The 17,115-nt window shown below is 48.9% G+C and carries 6 protein-coding genes; 1 reads left to right on the plus strand and 5 read right to left on the minus strand.

Features of this window, described 5'->3' with window-relative positions:
* Window positions 1–95: 95 nt before the first annotated feature.
* A complete protein-coding gene (locus tag NGM62_RS10195) occupies window positions 96–6,671 on the minus strand; it encodes a polyketide synthase (protein ID WP_262247678.1) in 6,576 nt (2,191 codons plus the stop codon).
* Between the two features lie 85 nt (window positions 6,672–6,756).
* Window positions 6,757–12,042 carry a non-ribosomal peptide synthetase gene (locus tag NGM62_RS10200; protein ID WP_262247679.1) on the minus strand — a complete coding sequence of 1,762 codons (5,286 nt, stop codon included), beginning with the start codon at window positions 12,040–12,042 and terminating at the stop codon, window positions 6,757–6,759.
* 358 nt (window positions 12,043–12,400) lie between these two features.
* Between NGM62_RS10200 and NGM62_RS10205 the strand changes: the two genes are divergently transcribed.
* Window positions 12,401–13,315 carry a glycosyltransferase family 2 protein gene (locus NGM62_RS10205; protein ID WP_262247680.1) on the plus strand — a complete coding sequence of 305 codons (915 nt, stop codon included), beginning with the start codon at window positions 12,401–12,403 and terminating at the stop codon, window positions 13,313–13,315.
* Here NGM62_RS10205 and dapA read toward each other — a convergent pair.
* From dapA to NGM62_RS10220, 3 genes are all read right to left on the minus strand, one after another.
* The gene (gene dapA, locus NGM62_RS10210) at window positions 13,302–14,180 is read right to left on the minus strand and encodes a 4-hydroxy-tetrahydrodipicolinate synthase (RefSeq protein WP_262247681.1); all 879 of its coding nucleotides are present in this window, start codon (window positions 14,178–14,180) and stop codon (window positions 13,302–13,304) included. The two genes, NGM62_RS10205 and dapA, sit on opposite strands and share 14 nt — an antisense overlap.
* A 93-nt stretch (window positions 14,181–14,273) precedes the next feature.
* On the minus strand, window positions 14,274–16,295 hold the full coding sequence (ligA, locus tag NGM62_RS10215; RefSeq protein WP_262247682.1) for an NAD-dependent DNA ligase LigA: 2,022 nt from the start codon (window positions 16,293–16,295) through the stop codon (window positions 14,274–14,276).
* Window positions 16,296–16,308: 13 nt separating this feature from the next.
* Window positions 16,309–17,043 (minus strand): hypothetical protein, encoded by a 735-nt coding sequence (locus NGM62_RS10220; RefSeq protein WP_262247683.1) that lies wholly within the window; start codon window positions 17,041–17,043, stop codon window positions 16,309–16,311.
* Window positions 17,044–17,115: the final 72 nt, after the last annotated feature.

A 17,115-nucleotide genomic window follows, 5' to 3' on the forward strand; every position in this document is an offset into this window, starting at 1 on the left:
GGTTATGCTACACCTGTTTTCGGGCATAGCATATCCTTATCCTTGCCGTAAGGTGGAAATCAATGGGTGTTGGATGGTGCGTATGTCCTATCTAGTTAGTTTGCTTGGATTTGCAAGAACTTTTTAGGATTTTTCTCATCTGCTATAAACCATGCGGGGTTGCCGTGCTTGTCTTTGCCAAGGCGCGCATTGGGGATTGGAGGAATGGATATGTCATCGGTGGGCGCGATGGAAGTGGTAGGTATAAACCCTGCTTCAACCAACTCTTTGACGCATAATTCAAAGACATGAGCGATACGTTCGATATCTTCATCAGTATGTACCGTGGTCAGAAAACAGGGGAATCCATCTTGGATATGGATGCCACGTAGCCGCATCGCCGCAAACAATAGCTCGCTATAGGGATATTCTTTGTGATATTTTACCTTCCAAAGCGATCCGAAATGAGCGACGTATATGGGTACTTGATAATAGTGGCATATCGAATTCAGTTTATCTACCAGTATTTTTGTCCGCCGATTGACAGACTCCTGCAATTGGGGCCCCTGTTCTTTCAGGTACTCCAGCGAGGCTTCCGTGGTAGCCAGTGCAAGGGGGTGCCGCACGAATGTGCCTGCAAAGTAAGTTACGCCTGCCTCGGGTATCGAATCATCGCCATATTGCCAAAAACCTCCATCCAATGCGTCCATAAATGGTTTACGGCCGGCAATAATCCCGATGGATATACCTGCGCCCGCTACTTTTCCATAGGTTGCGATATCGGCTTGGATGTTAAATAGCCCTTGGGCACCCCGTGGGTGGAAACGGAATCCGGAAATGACCTCGTCGAAAATGAGTGTTGTGCCAGCCTCCGCAGTGATGGTACGCAACTCTTTGAGGAATTCCACAGGTACAAATTCGGGCCTGCGGCTTTGGATGGGTTCAACCAGCACGGCGGCTAATTCGTGCGCCCGATCCCGGATGATTTGTAATGATTCTTCCGTGCCATAATCCAGGATTAGCATATTTTGAACTGCCTCGGGCATAATACCGGGTGCTGCCGGATATGTCTTTAACTTTTTTGTGCCACGTGCAATGACTTCGTCCATGATGCCGTGGTATGAATTCGTGAATGCTACAATGGTAGACCGGCCGGTAACGGTACGTGCGATACGCATAGCACCCAGTACAGCTTCAGATCCGGTATTGCACAGCGCGGCCCTGTCAAAGCCCGTAAATTCACATACTAATTTGCAGACTTTCCCAGATTTTTCGTGTTGCGGGCCTATCTCGTACCCTTCTTCGATTTGCTGTAAGAGGGCTTGCTTAACTACATCGGGTTGATACCCCAGGAAATTGGAACCAAATCCATTCAAGACATCGATGTATTCATTGCCGTCAATATCCCACAATCGGGAGCCTTTCGATTTATTCACCACTATGGAATAGACAATCTCCTTGGTTTCGGGCTTGAAACCCGATACGACGCGGGGGTCTGCCATGTGCCTCCGGTTCTCTTGTGTATATGTTTTGCTTCGATTGGTCTTCTGGGTATATTGGGTTATGAAGGTGCTTAGGTAGGCTTGCTGCCCATCTGTTAATCCCAGTGACGTTTTTTCAATACGAGCGGTTGCACCGAATGGTTTTTTTAACTCTACGGATTCTTCGGGAGTAAGTGCGCTCCACTTTTCTTGTGGGGTGCTGGCATCTCCGGTTGGTACTGCCTGTTTAAGCGGTGCCGGATTGTGGGGCACGCCGGCCTGGTTTTGTTGGAGGACAGCTATCTGTTGGGATAACAATGCAATCTGTTGGAAAATGAAACTAGTAGTGTTTGCATCAGTTACCCCCGGGGTTATCGGCTGCTGTACAGGTGCCATGGTGGGTTGGTTGGTGTCGCCGGCGCCGGGTTCCAATGTCTTATCCAAATACGTTGCAAGCGTATCTACGGTCCCGTAGGTTTCACTCAGTCCCCTGAACGTGACCGGAACGCCGAATTCCTTTTTTATGGTGAGGGCCAACTGGGTAAGCAATAGGGAATCAAGACCAAGTTCCATGAAGCTTGTATGGTTCGCTTGGGGATTGATCTCAATACCAGTGGCCTCTTCAAGTAACGACCGTACTTTATCTTTGAGTGCTTCTTTTTTGTCCATGATGGCTGTAGCGGTGTTTTGATAAGTGATGGGTTGATTATTTGCCTCTTCCATTGGTTTTGCTGCTGCCGCTGGAAATAGCCAATATGTTTTTCGATTGAATGCGTAAGTCGGCAATGCAGTAAAGTTGCCGGGTGAAGGGGCCAAGGCTTTCCAATCCAGGGGTATGCCTGATGCCCATAAACTACCGACAGCTTTATACAGTTCGCGGTGTGTATCTACCGCTTTTATACCGCCGATTGCCTTGGATATGAAGTGGCTGCCGTGCTGTTTCGCTAACGTAGCGGCAACAGCTCCCGGGCCTACTTCAAGGAAGACCGGGCTGATTTCCTTCTCGAGGAAAATCAATGCATCTGAAAACTTCACAGTGGCCTGTACATGGCGTACCCAGTATTCGGTGCTCGTTGCTTCATCGTCTTTCAGCCAGGTGCCAGTTACGGTGGAAACAATCGGCTTATTGGGGGTGTGGAGTGTGATGTTTTTAAAGGATTCCCTGAACTCGTCCAATATGGGAATCATCATATCCGAATGAAACGCATGGCTGGTTTCCAACGGCTTGTTGGCAATTCCCAGGTTGTTGAGATGAGCGGAAAACGCCTGGATCTTTGGGGTTTCGCCCGCTACTACACATAGTGATGGTGCATTAATAGCTGCCATGGATACGCCGGCCGGCATCGATTGGGCGATATGGCTGGCTTTATCCCTGACCGATAGCATGCTCCCGGCGGGAAGGCCGGAAATCAATTGCCCGCGGATAGCCACTAATTTCAGTACATCGGCCAACGAAAAAACACCCGCTAAATGCGCAGCAACAAATTCACCGATACTATGGCCAATGAACGCCGTGGGTATTATCCCCCAACTTATCCATAGTTTTGCCAATGCATATTCCGTAACAAACAGAGCCGGCTGGGTGTACTTTGTGTTTTTGAGATTTTCCTGAGCGTCCCGGTCTACGGCCTCCACGAAGATGATATCCCGTATATCTTCTCCAAGTATATCAAGGAGTACCGTACTGCATTCATCTACGGCTTCCCTGTATACGTTTTCACGGTCGTAGAGTTCCTTGCCCATATTCAGGAACTGGGAACCTTGCCCGGGGAACATGAATGTGATTGCCCCGCTGTGTTTACCAGCCTCATGGATCTCCAAGGGGCGCGTCTGTAGGCTGTTGACCAGATCACCGGTATCGGAAGCCACAATGGAACTCCGGTATTCAAAGTCCTGTCGCCGATGCTGCAGCGTATAAGCGATGTCCTGTATCGGGACATCGGGGTTATGGTTGATAAATTCCGCCAATCTGTCGGCATAGCGCTGCAACGAAGTTTCGTTTCTGGCCGATAGATTGATAATATGCAGATCGGAAGGGCTCCCGGTGCCTTCCTGTGGAGTCAGTTGGTCTGCGCCGGTTTCATGTGCTTCGAGAATGACATGTACGTTGGTTCCTCCTACACCGAAAGAGCTAACACCCGCAATTCGTTTTCCATTACGTGGCGACCAGTCGTTAAGTTGGTCATTGACAATAAACGGGCTTCCACTGAAATCAATTGCTGGATTAGGCTCACTGTAATTGATGGAAGGGACCAGCTTTTTATGATGGAGCGACATGGCGGTCTTTATCAGTCCGGCAACACCTGCAGCATGCGTGAGGTGGCCCATATTGCTTTTTATGGACCCAATTCTGCAGTATTGGGCTTCTTCCTGGCTGCCGAATGCTAACCGTAATCCTTGGATTTCTATCGGGTCGCCCAAAGGCGTCGCCGTTCCGTGGGTCTCTACGTACGAAATATCTGCGGGGTTCACCTGGGCGTCACGGATGGCCATGCGGATGCAATTGGCTTGCCCTTCAGCATTCGGGGCTGTAAAACTACCCTTTACGCGGCCATCGTTGCTGATACCTACACCCTTGATTACGGCATATATGGTGTCTCCGTCTTTTTCTGCTTGCTTTTTGTCTTTCAGAACCACTACGCCCGCACCATCGCTGAAAAGCGTGCCCTGCGCATCGCGGTCAAACGGCCGGCAGTGGCCATCGTTGCTTAGCATGGCGCCTTCTTCATATAAATGGCCGCTGTTAATCGGGCAGGTTATCGAGGCACCGCCCGCCAGCGCGATGTCGCACTGGCCCCGGCGTATGCTTTCAACGGCTTGGGCAACGGCTAGTAACGATGTTGAACAGGCAGATAACACCGTGACCGCCGGTCCTTTCAGATCGAGTGAATAGGCAACCCGGCTGGATATATAGTCTTTGTCGTTAGCGGTCAATACTTGCATTCCACCGGCTCTTTCAATCGATTTGCCGTTGGCTAGTACATTATTGGTGAAATAGGTGTTGTTGGCACACCCTGCATATATGCCGATGGATCCACCGAATTTCTGGGGTACGTATCCGCATTTTTCCAGTGCCTCCCAAGAAATCTCAAGAAATATGCGGTGTTGCGGATCCATTAGCTCCGCTTGCTTGGCATTGATGCCGAAAAATGACGCATCGAAGTCTGTGGGATTGTTGATGATACCTCTCGCCCTGACATAATCGGGCGACAGCCGATCTGCCGAAGGAATCGATGGGTCCAATTCATTTTCGTCGAAGAATCGGATTGTTTCTTTCCCGTTGACAAGGACGTTCCACAACTCCTCCGTGGTGTCGGCACCGGGGAAACGACCGGCGATGCCGATAATGGCAACATCGTTATCGGGGCTTGTTGCCTGCTTTGCCGTTTGGATTTCGTTAGTGGCGTAAGCGTTGTTCCCTCCATCGAGGAAATGGGCTAAGTGTCTTACCGTAGGGTACTGGTAAAGACGGAGTACTGGAATGTCTAAACCGGCTCTCCTTAATTCGATAGTGGTTTTCTGTGCCAATAGCGAGTTGCCCCCCAGTTCGAAAAAATTGTCGTCCCTTCCGACCCGCTCGACGTTCAGCAGTGATTTCCAGATGTCTGCAATCGTATGTTCCGTCTTATATTTTACCGCAGTATATGTGGTGCCCGATAATTGGGATGCATAGGGAAGGGGTAAAGCGTTTTTGTCTACCTTACCATTGCTGGTTAGCGGGATAGCGTCGACTTCTATAAGAAATTGAGGAACCATATACTCAGGCAACCGCCTGCGTAAGTATTTATTGATTGTCGATTTGTGTAGCGGTTGCTTAGCGACATAGTAGCCGATAAGTTGGGCGTCTTCATGTCCCGTTTTTATAGCAGAGACAATACCGCGGCTAATCTCAGGAATCTGTTGCATGGTATGCTCGATTTCTCCGAGCTCTATCCTGAATCCTCTGATTTTTACTTGGTTGTCTATTCGTCCGAGATACTCCAATGTGCCATCTTCCGCTTGTTTGACCAGGTCTCCGGTCCGGTAAAGTCTAGTGCCCTCTTCGCCGAAAGGGTCTTGGATAAATCGATCAGCCGTAAGTTGTTCGAGATTGAGGTATCCCTTGGCTAGACCGTCGCCCCCCACAAAAAGTTCTCCCGCGGTATTGGGCGGTAGTGCCCTTAAGTTTTCATCTAATATACGGGTATATAGCGTAGGTATCGGTTTCCCAATAACACTGGTCGTGTTATCAAGATGTTTTTCTTCGATTTCTTGATAGGTTACGTGTACGGTTGTTTCGGTGATGCCGTACATATTAATAAGACTACAACCCGGATACCAGCTGTGCCAGGGCTTCAACTTGGCCGGGTTGAGGGCCTCTCCGCCGAAGATGACATACCTTACATCCAATGGGAGGGGCGATGATAATGCCGATATTTGATCTTGGAGGACATAGAATGCCGAGGGCGTTTGGTTCAATATGGTAACGTGCTCGTCGGCCAGTAATCTTGCGAACTGATTAGCATCACGTGTGGCATTTTTCGGAACGATGATCAATTTTCCTCCGAATAGTAATGCGCCGTACATCTCCCAAACGGAAAAATCAAAGCAAAATGAGTGGAACATCGTCCACACGTCATTTTCGTTGAACTCAAAAAGTGGGGTATCGTTTACAAACAGCCTGACTATGTTCCGATGGGTAATCATGACCCCTTTGGGGCGCCCTGTCGACCCTGATGTATAGATGATATAAGCTAGGTTGTTGGCGGATAGTAACGTTGCCGTTTCGGGAAGTGTTTTTTTCTGATTAAGGTACGAGTCGGAGATTGACAGATTGACCAGCTTGATTGCCTCGTCTCCAGCATTACTGATGCTCTCAATAAGTCCGATGCTATCACTGGAACTCAATACGATGTTAGCCTTTATATCGGCTAACATATATGCGATTCTGTCTTCAGGGTATTCGGGATCGATAGGTACGTACGCTCCGCCGGCCTTCAGTATAGCCAATATACCCACAATCATTTCCAAAGACCGATCCAGGCATATTGCTACGGGCGTTTCCTGTTTTACGCCGCTTGCAATTAACAAATGGGCTACTTGGTTAGATAGCTCGTCTAACTCGCCGTATGTAAGTGATTTATCATTGAAAGATACCGCAATGCGAGATTGTGATTGCTGAGCTTGGTGACAAAATAATTCGATTATAGTTTTTGGATACCTATTCTCCATTATGAATTTATCAGGTCTTCTGCGTTATTGTTTTCATCAAAATTACACTTGATATTCAATATATGCGTACTGATGTTGCCATCATTTATACAACTGTAGTATATGTGCTACAAAAGAAAGACCTTTCATAATCCTCCCACACCTTATTCACCTGCGCTTGCAGCTTTGCCGCGATATCCGGCATTACATCGATGGAAAATATGTTCAAATGGGATACATCGATCGGCACGATTACCAGATCTTTTTGGATAAATTGGCGCCATCCATTCGTGTCCGGGTGGGGCACATACCTTAAAAAATTGACATAAGGACTTTTGAATAAACAGCAGGTGGCTTTAATGTCCTGGGGTTTAAGTTTATATTTTTCCATAGCAAATAGGTAATCGACATGTCCTTTACTCATTTGCATCTTCTTTGGAACAATTGATTTAAATGACCGGTAACTTATTTTGACTAACAAACCATATAGTACGCTCACCGAAAAAAATGCAGTGGCGTAGATTAACGTCCTCGTTCGCCCGAATTGTTGATGTTGGGGTTTGAATTCGTTAATGGATACTTTGAGCCAGTGTAGGAATCCCCTTGGAGTAGATCGGTTTGTAAACGAGGCTTTGTTTATAAAGGTATCGAACAGACCAAGCATCGCAACTGTTTTTCCTTTTGCTTCGAGTTGCTTTGTGACCTCGAAAGCAAAGATTCCGCCAGTGGAGTAACCTGTTATCATGTAGGGCCCTTCTGGCGTGTGTTTCAATATTTCATTCACATAGTGTGCAGATATTTCTTCAACTGTTTTGAATGGCTTGCTTTTGCCACTCAGTCCCATCCCTTGAATACCGTAAAGCGGTTGGTCGGGGTCTAAATACGGGAGTAAGCTTCGTACGAAAAGGATATCCAGTTGCGCACCGTGTATCACATATAAAGGGGGTTTGGAGCCCTCTGTCCGGATGGGGATCACACAGTCCCATTTTGACGGATCGGCCTTTTCGTCGATGATTTTTGCCAGCTTTTCGATAGTTGAATGTTCAAACAGTGCAGATATCGGGAGGCGATTTCCTATTTGACGTTCGATGGCCAGCATCACCTTAACGGCGATTAAAGAATGCCCGCCCAGTTCGAAAAAATTACTGGTTACGCTGATTGCTTCGATTTCCAGGAGCTCTGCCCATATCTTGTGTAACAGCAGTTCGGTTGGCGTAGTGGGAGCTTTGTGATGTTCCGTTACGTGATCCGCTAACGCCGCTACAGGATTCGGTAGTCTAGCACGGTCGATTTTCCCATTTGCAGATAGGGGAAACCGGTTCAATACAACGTAAAATGTCGGAACCATGTAATCGGGTAGCGTTTCCTGTAATGTACTTTTCCATTGCTTGATCTGGTGCTCCGGAAATTTAATTATTTGGACCTCATCCTCGGTTTGCCAAGCAGACGTGTCATTTATTGGTTTTTTTTGAAGTTGGGGCTTTTGTGGTACCATATTCAAACCGGCAGGGATGAACACGGCTTCAATGAAACCGTCGGAGCCGTCAGAAGACCACCTGACGTGGGCGGTATATCCTTGTTGGTCGCCTAGGGCCCAAAGATCGGACGGATTTACGCCGGATACCGGAACCGACTGCATCTGGTCTTTTATTAACTTAACAGGCAGACCGTTGTCCGATTGATTGACTAATTGCTGTAAGGTGAAGTCACGGCTCAACCGGCTGTTTGGTATCCGCGTAACACGTACGATTTGGCCGGTATGTGTGGTTAGCTGCTGCTTTAGCAATTGTATATCCGATTGCGCATCCCACTGAAGTTCTACTTCCGGCGCCACAACTTGTGGTGCGGCATCGCCAACGTACAACCAGATGTCATAGTGGCATTTGGTCCCCTCATTGAGGTAGTTGCCACCACGTATCTGGATGTCTACGGCAGTTATTGCTGGGATTGTTTTAGGCAGGTTATAAAAGTACTCAGGGTCTACACTTAACTCTTCTTCTTTCTTGATTCGGAGTTCGGTCACATCCCGGTATGCTTCCACTGTGGTGTCATCGCTCGTTATCGCGAGTTGATCGAGGTAGAAATGCATAGCAACCGTACCGATGGTTTGCATATCGCCGATATATATGCAGCCGCCCGACTTCAAAGCCGATGCAGCTTTCACGATGACATTTTCCAGGTATTGTAAGCTGGGGAAATACTGGGCAACACCATGCAGGAAAACTAGATCATAGGCACTGGGTTCAATTCCGGTGAAGTCATCCGCCATGGCTGTATAGGCCCTGACGTGTTGCCACTTTTCAGGGTGGATGGACAGCTTTTCGTTCAGCTTGTTGATTGCAACGGCTGAATAGTCAGTGGCAATGTATTCTTCAACATCTGTTCCCAATGCAAAGAGCAGGTGCCCACCCCCGGTACCCAATTCAATGATTCGTTTGGCATTTAGGGCTTTTAAACGTTTCAGCCCTTCATTGGTCCACTCAACCCCTTGTTCTTCGATATCTTCGCCCTGGTAATATTGGGAAACGATGGCGAGATCTAAATTCTGATCCAGCAGTGGCAGACTTTCTTCACTTTTTATACCCAGTGTGTATAAATCTTCCCAGCGATCTTTCCACAGGGAGGCATCGTTTGCATCGGGTATGATATATCCAACTAGGATTTTGTCGCCCTTTTGGCTGTCCATCGCATGCACCACAACATCTTTTATTCCATTTAACTGGGCTAGATTGTGCTCGATTTCCTGCAACTCTATGCGGTGGCCGCGGAGCTTGACCTGGTGATCAACCCTGCCGACATATTGGATTTCACCATTTGGTAAAAGTTTACCCAGGTCGCCACTTTTATACATCACGGTGTGTGATTTACCATCGGTGGGTAACGGTATAAATGCATCGGCGGTAAGTGCCGGCTCACCATAATATCCGTCACTTACGCAGTCACCTGAGATATAAAGCTCACCTATCTGGCCCTGGGATACATTACGCATGCGGTCGTCAAGTAGGTGAATTGTAGTGTTATTCAGCGGCTTTCCCAAGGTTATGGGGTCATCTGCACTCAGGATTCGCTTGCTTAAAACCGCGACTGTTGTTTCTGTCGGCCCGTAAACATTCCATAATGAGGAGCAGCGTTCCAATAGTTGAGCCGCTAAGGCCTGCCCGAGGGGCTCGCCGCCGCTTTGCGCCGTCATGTCCAAACGGGTGCTCCACCCCGAATCGATGATCATTTTCCAAACCGTGGGTGTAGTAGCCATCCACGTGACTTGATGGGCAGTCATCAATTCATGGATACGGCGGCCATCGCGGATTGCCTCGTCATCGGCGATGATAAGCTCCGCTCCGGTGATGAGTGGCAGGAATAAGAGCATGGCGGCATCAAACGATATCGGTGTGATAGATAGGAACCGGTCGTCGGCTACCATGCCGGGTTCTTCCCGGGTGCTGGTAAGGAAATTGACAAGATTGGCGTGCGTTACCTTTACTCCCTTGGGCTTTCCGGTCGAGCCGGACGTGAAAATAATATAAAGCAGATCGGCACCCGTAAGCGTTATATGGCTCGATTCCCCGTGATAATCCCGTGACGACGCCTCGATTTGTTCGGTGGTGATGGTCTCGCCTGCGGCGTAACTAAATTGCTGATTGACGATGGCTAGCTTTGCATCTACCGTATTGAGGAGCTGTTCGATTCTGGCCTGTGGTAACTGTGGGTCGATAGGCACGAATACACCTCCAGCCTTCATGGTTGCGAGCAGCGAAACAATCAGATCAATGCTCCGAGAAAGGACGATGCCAACCCGATCCCCCTTTTTTATACCACGATCGATGAGAAACTGGGCATATCGATTAGATTGCAACTCCAGCTCTTGGTAGGTCATGCGTTTATCACCGCAGATCACCGCCGTTTTTCCGGCATGTAGCTCACTAGCTTGTTGGAACATCCCATGTACCGTCTGCGACTTATCGGATGTAAACCCGGTGTTGCTTAGGTAGTCAGTAGCTACTTGTTGACGGGCGTCGATCATTGTATAGGAATCGATACGATGATCCGGTTGCTTCAATACGTTTCCCAACAAGTGGAGAAAGCCCTGGGCCATCCGGTCGATGCTGTCATGTGCAAACAATCCGGTATTGTATGACCATTCCAACACATATTCGCCTAATGATTGGGTTAGGTTAACCGAAAAATCGAACACATCAAATTTTCTGGGGTTTGATAAGGTCGTGTAATCCAGCCCTTGGAAAACGATTTTTTCACTGATACCGAGGTCTATATTGAAAATGGTGGAGATTAAAGGGAGCGTGGATTTTTGTCGCTTGATTTTTAACGCTTTCAAAATAGCACCATACCCAACAGACTGGTGATCGTAATCGTCCAGTAATTCTTGCTTCCTGTTGATGAGGTAAGCGGAAAATGACAGTGTAGGGTCGACCGAACTCCTGATTGGCAATAGATTAACGCAGTGGCCCACTAAGTTGAAGTTTCCTGTTGCCAGCTGTCCCGAGGTTGGTAGCCCGAAAGCGAACTCCCGTTGCCCCGTTAGTTTGTGGAGATAGACTTCAAAAAGCGCAATTAATACATCCACCATGCTGGTGCGGGTCGATTGCCCTAATTGCTTTATTTTATTGACGGTATCTTTTTCAATGCGTATATCCTTCCTATAGCTAGCATGGCTGCGTTTGGCCGCTGGCGAGTAGTCGAATGGGAGGCGAATTTCAGGAATATCGTGGGTATATTTCTCAACCCAATATGATAGCGATGTTTGATAGGCTGAACTACTTCTGTGTCCTTTTATTTCTGATGCATAATGGCTGAAACCGGTTACAGGTTCCAATGCTGCGGGCTCACCGGTTACATAGGCGGTATATAGTGCACCCAGATCTTCTAAGATGATTCCAAAAGACCAGCCATCACAAATGATGTGGTGTGCCGTAAGCCTGATATGGTGCTCTTTTTCGGTTAGTTTAAAAATAGCTACCCGGAATAGCGGGCCATTTTTCAGGTCAAAGGGGGCTTGCGCATCGTTAGTTCCGTAATTTTCGAGGAATTTCGTTCGATCCGCATCTGTGTACGTAGATAAATCTTCGTAATAAGGGGTAATGGTAGTTTCGCGATGAATGCAGAGGTATTCTCCGTCTCCGCTAATTGTGGAACGTAGCGCCTCATGCCTGTTGGCAACTCCTTGCAATGCGTGGAACATAGCATCTTGGTGGAAACTTCCATGTAGAATAAGCGACAGCGACTCGTTGTATGAACAATTGGCTTGTAAGCCTCCAATAAGACAAGCAGTCCAGATTTCTTCCTGAGATTCTGTTAGATGTACAATTTTTTCAAGCTCGCCCTGTGCAAAAGGGTCGTGGTCGACTGTGAATGTAGTATAGTTATGACGCCTCACTGAATATGGCCTAATGTCCCTTAAAATTAATCATAGGTGTTAAAAAGTAGACGATGATCTCTTGTTTTTAGACAAGAAAACATCGCTTGCCTCGCTCCAAAGTTAAATCGGATGGTTAGATATATACGATTAAATCTGGCGACATTTTTTGGTTTGTAGCATATATGCTACAAATAGCTGTTATTCCAGCTGTTAGCTAATAACGGTTGATTTTTTGTTACACGATTAAGGTTAAAAACTTGTAGCGTAACCGCTACAACTAGTGTTAATTACGAGTTATGGTGTCTCGCAGTGAGTCGATACTGAAAAAAAACGTGTAGTTTTGCCGCTCTTTTAACATGATTTTTGTTGTAAACAAATGACTTTGTTGTCGGTAATAACTGTCAATTTCCACCAAGAAAGCGTTACGCTCGATTTTCTTCGTTCGCTAACGCAGTATGCTAAAGATGAGGATATTGAAGTCATCGTCGTCGATAACGGCACAACAGAAGACCACGGAGAGCTGTTTCAGTCGGTATGTCCCGCAGTCGTATATGTACGTTCTGCAGAAAACCTCGGCTTTGCCGGGGGCAACAACCTAGGAATCCGACACACCACGGGGGATTACCTGCTTTTCCTGAATAATGATACCGAGATCACGCCGGGATTTATTGGAACACTCCGGGATGAGCTTGGCCGCCATCCCGATATCGGATTGCTCTCGCCCCTCATTTTATACCATGAGAACAAACGTAAAATCCAGTACGCGGGATATTCGCCGATGAATTATTTTACCGGACGCAACCAAGGAATCGGTGTGATGGAGGATGACAATGGCCAGTATGATAACCTGACCACTGAAACGGGCTATTGCCACGGGGCTGCGATGATATGCCGTCGAAAGGATCTGGACAGGGTGGGGTTGATGCCCGAAAATTTCTTCCTGTACTACGAGGAACTGGACTGGTGCGAACTTTTTAAGCGGGCGGGGTTGAAGATAGGCTTTACCGGAAAGGCAAAGATTTACCACAAAGAATCCATGAGCGTAGGGAAGGAGAGTCCGTTAAAGACGTATTTCATGGTGCGCAACAGGTGGCTCTTCATCCGGCGGAATGCGAAGTGGCCAATCGCACTTTTCTTTAGTTGCTACTACGTGGCGGTAGCCATCCCGGTGCTTATCATTAAGTACTTGCTTAAGGGCAGGCTAAACTTGGTCTCGGCAGCGTTGCGGGGCGTGCGGTGGAATCTCACGCACTCCAAGAACAGCAAAGATTTGGGAATTACGATAGCTTAGCTAATTCCTCGCGGATTGTTTCTGCAAGCTGGCTGCTTGCTTCCGCTAAGGGGAGTCTTACCGTGGCGTCACAGATACCCAACTGGTGCAGCATTTCTTTCACTCCCGCGGGATTGCCCTCTGCAAAGCAGAGTTCCGTAATCCGGATCAACTTACTGTGTATCTTACGGGCTTCTACAAAGTTGTTTTCCAAACAGAGCTTCGCCAATCGGGCTACGTCGGCCGGGAGGGCATTGGCCACGACCGATATGATGCCTGCGGCGCCCAGTGCCATCATAGGCAACGTGGCCGGGTCGTCGCCCGAGAGGAGTAGGAATGCCTCTGGCTTGTCGCGCATGATCTTGCTGAACTGATCGAAATTGCCGGAAGCTTCTTTCGTGGCCACGATGTTATCCACCTCACGGGCCAGCCGTGCCGTGGTTTCGGGGCTTACGTTGCTGCCGGTGCGTCCGGGCACGTTATACAGGATGACAGGTAGGGGAGACGCTGCTGCCACAGCTTTGTAATGCCGGTAAATACCTTCTTGTGTAGGCTTGTTGTAATAGGGGCTCACCGATAAGATAGCCATGTAACCGGGCTGGTCGAACGCCTTGAGGTTATGTATCACCTCTGCGGTATGGTTACCACCGATGCCGGCTACCAGCGGGAGCCGGCCACCCACCACCTCCGCGGTAAACTTCCATACGGCCTTTCGCTCATCTTGGGTAAGGGTTGCCGTCTCGCCGGTTGTGCCCAGCGAAACGAGGTAATCCATCCCGCCTTTGATCTGATGCTCGATAACCCGCTCCAGACCTTCAAAGTCGATACTTCCATCCGAATGGAATGGGGTAACCAATGCTACCCCTGCGCCGTATAGCTCGTTCATGCTATGTTTTAAATTAACTACTATTTAGGTGGGCAAAATTAGTGGAAATAAATGATTTTACCGCATCTTGTTTGCGAATCAAATAACTGCCCCTTAATTGCCGATGAGTCGCAGTAACTCCGCCTCTGAAATGATCGGGATATTCAATTTTTCGGCCTTGGCCAGTTTAGATGGGCCCATTTTATCGCCCGCTACGAGGTAATCGAGCTTGCCGGAAATGCTGGACAGCATTTTGCCGCCATGCTTTTCGATGAGGGCGGTCAGTTCCTCGCGGCTGAATTGCTCAAATACACCCGAGATGACGAATGTCTTGCCCGACAGCGAATCGCCAAGGCGCTCCACCACTTTTTCTTGGACAACTAGCTGCAAGCCATGGTATTTGAGTCGTTCAATCTGTTCGCGGTGGGTACTGTTGGCGAAGTAGTCTGTCACGCTTTCGGCAATCCGTTCCCCGATTTCGTAGACCGACTCGATTTCCTCTTTGGAGGCCACTGCCAGGTTATCGATTGTTTTGAAGTGTGCGGCGAGTTTCTTGGCAATGGTTTCGCCCACGTATCGGATACCGAGCGCAAACAATACCTTCTCAAAGGGCTTCTCTTTGGATTTCTCGATACCGGCCACCATATTGTCGATGGATTTCTCGCCGAAGCGTTCCAGCTTCTTGAGGATTTCCTGCTTGTCTTTCAGCGTGTAAATATCTGTGATGTCGCGCAGCAGGCCTTGTTTGTAGAAGGTGTCTACGGTTTCATCACCCATCCCTTCGATGTCCATGGCTTTGCGCCCGATGAAATGTTGCATGCGTCCAATGATTTGCGTGGGGCAGCCTTCGTCATTCGGGCAATAATGTACGGCCTCGCCTTCGCGGCGGATCAACGCGGTGCCACACTCGGGGCACGCTATAGGATACACGATGGGGGTGGTGTCGGCCGACCGCTTGAGCAGGTTGACACCCATTACCTTGGGGATGATTTCGCCGCCTTTCTCTACGAATACGGTGTCACCGATCCGCAGGTCGAGCCGCTCGATCTCATTGGCATTGTGTAGGCTGGCCCGTTTTACGGTGGTGCCTGCCAGCAATACCGGCTCCAGGTTGGCTACCGGGGTTATCGCGCCGGTGCGCCCCACTTGGTAGCTTACCGACAGCAGCCGGGTTTCTACCTGCTCTGCCTTATATTTGTAGGAGATGGCCCAACGGGGCGACTTAGCGGTAAATCCGAGTTCTTCTTGCTGGCCGTAGTCGTTTACCTTGATTACAATGCCGTCGATGTCATAGCTGAGGTCATGGCGGGCCATGTCCCACTTGGTGATAAACGCCAATACTTCGTCTATGGTGGTGCATAATGCGGTATGTTCGCACACATGGAACCCCCACGATTTTACGGCCTCCAGGCTATCCCAATGGTTGCTGAAAAGCCGGTTACGGTCGTCGCAGTAAAGGAAATAGAGGAAGCAGTCGAGCGGGCGGCGCGCCACCTCGGCAGAGTCTTGCAGTTTGATGGTGCCGGCGGCGAAGTTACGCGGATTGGCATAAGCCATCTCGCCATTTTCGATACGCTCGTTGTTGAGCCGTTGGAATGCCGGCCGGTGCATGAAAATTTCGCCACGTATTTCGAATATGTCCGGGTATCCGTTGGTACGCAGCTTATTCGGGATTTTCTTGATGGTGCGAACATTGGCCGTGACGTCATCACCCTGCACGCCATCGCCGCGGGTAACGGCTTGTTTCAACAGGCCGTTTTCGTAGGTGAGGCTGATGGATAGTCCGTCAAACTTCAATTCGCATACGTATTGGAAGCTATTGCCGATGGCTTTGCGTACCCGCTCGTCGAAATCGCGTAGCTCCTGTTCGCTGTAGGTATTGCTGAGCGACAGCATAGGCCAGCGGTGCCGTACGGTTTGGAAGCGCTGTGTGATGTCTCCACCTACTTTCTGCGTGGGTGAATCGGGGTCCAGAAATTGGGGGAACAGGCGTTCCAATTCTTCCAATTCCTTGAGCCGCTGGTCGAAATCGTAGTCTGAAATGGAGGGATTGGCCAATACATAATATTGGTAATTGTACTCGTTGAGTTCCCTAGTAAGCTCTTCGATACGGATTGCTGCTTCTGCTGGTGACATGGCAGCGAAAATACTATTTTTTACCCATTTTATCCCATAGCTCGTAGATGGGATTGCCGGTAGAGCTCAGTCCGGAATGGTGCCAGGAACCGTCCTCGATTTTACCATCGAACGAGAGCGAAGCGCCTACGCGGTTATCGTCGCGCGAGAAGAACTCGATGTTTTCGGTGTATTTTCCGTTTTCAAACGTATAGGTACCTCCGCCGGTGCCGGAAAACTCGCCTGTTTTGATATTGATGGCCACCCATTGGAAGCGTGTACCGCTCAGTATCTTCAACGTCCGCCGGTCGCGCAGTGGCATCTGGTTGATATTGTCGCCCTCCTTGCGGCCGGTGATGCGCCATACGCCGGCCATTGGGCCCTCGTTGGCATCGACCCGCTGCCATGCTACGGCAGTGCCCGATAGGTTCGTGGTCAGCTCATTTCCTGCATTGATGTCGAATACGGTGCTTTTGCCTACCCACGTATCGTTCGGCTGGTCGTTGGCTGCCTTTTCCGTATCATACTGCCATGTTACCGTAAGCTTGCCATTCTCTGCGACATAAGTGCCGCCCCGCGTGGATATGAATTTCTTGTTTTTCACGTCGAATACGCTATGGGAAAGGTAGCCATCTACAAAAACGGCGGTTTGCTGGATATCACCATGTTGGGTATGCCATGCGCCCGAGAGAGCGTCAGACTGATGTGCATGGACCGTAAAACTCACCAATACGGCAACTAGTAATGTAAGGACTGCGTGTCTTTTCATGGTTTCACTTTTTTGGTTCAACAACGGATTGAAGAAATAACCTTATTTTACCGAAGATAACAACTATTCCCA

The organism is Parapedobacter soli (assembly GCF_025460835.1).
GTDB lineage: Bacteria > Bacteroidota > Bacteroidia > Sphingobacteriales > Sphingobacteriaceae > Parapedobacter > Parapedobacter soli.

Excerpts from the sequence above, each read along its gene's own strand:
- NGM62_RS10195 (WP_262247678.1), bottom strand. The coding sequence starts at position 6,671 with ATGGAGAATAGGTATCCAAAAACTATAATCGAATTATTTTGTCACCAA.
- NGM62_RS10205 (WP_262247680.1), top strand. The coding sequence starts at position 12,401 with ATGACTTTGTTGTCGGTAATAACTGTCAATTTCCACCAAGAAAGCGTT.
- dapA (WP_262247681.1), bottom strand. The coding sequence starts at position 14,180 with ATGAACGAGCTATACGGCGCAGGGGTAGCATTGGTTACCCCATTCCAT.
- ligA (WP_262247682.1), bottom strand. The coding sequence starts at position 16,295 with ATGTCACCAGCAGAAGCAGCAATCCGTATCGAAGAGCTTACTAGGGAA.
- NGM62_RS10220 (WP_262247683.1), bottom strand. The coding sequence starts at position 17,043 with ATGAAAAGACACGCAGTCCTTACATTACTAGTTGCCGTATTGGTGAGT.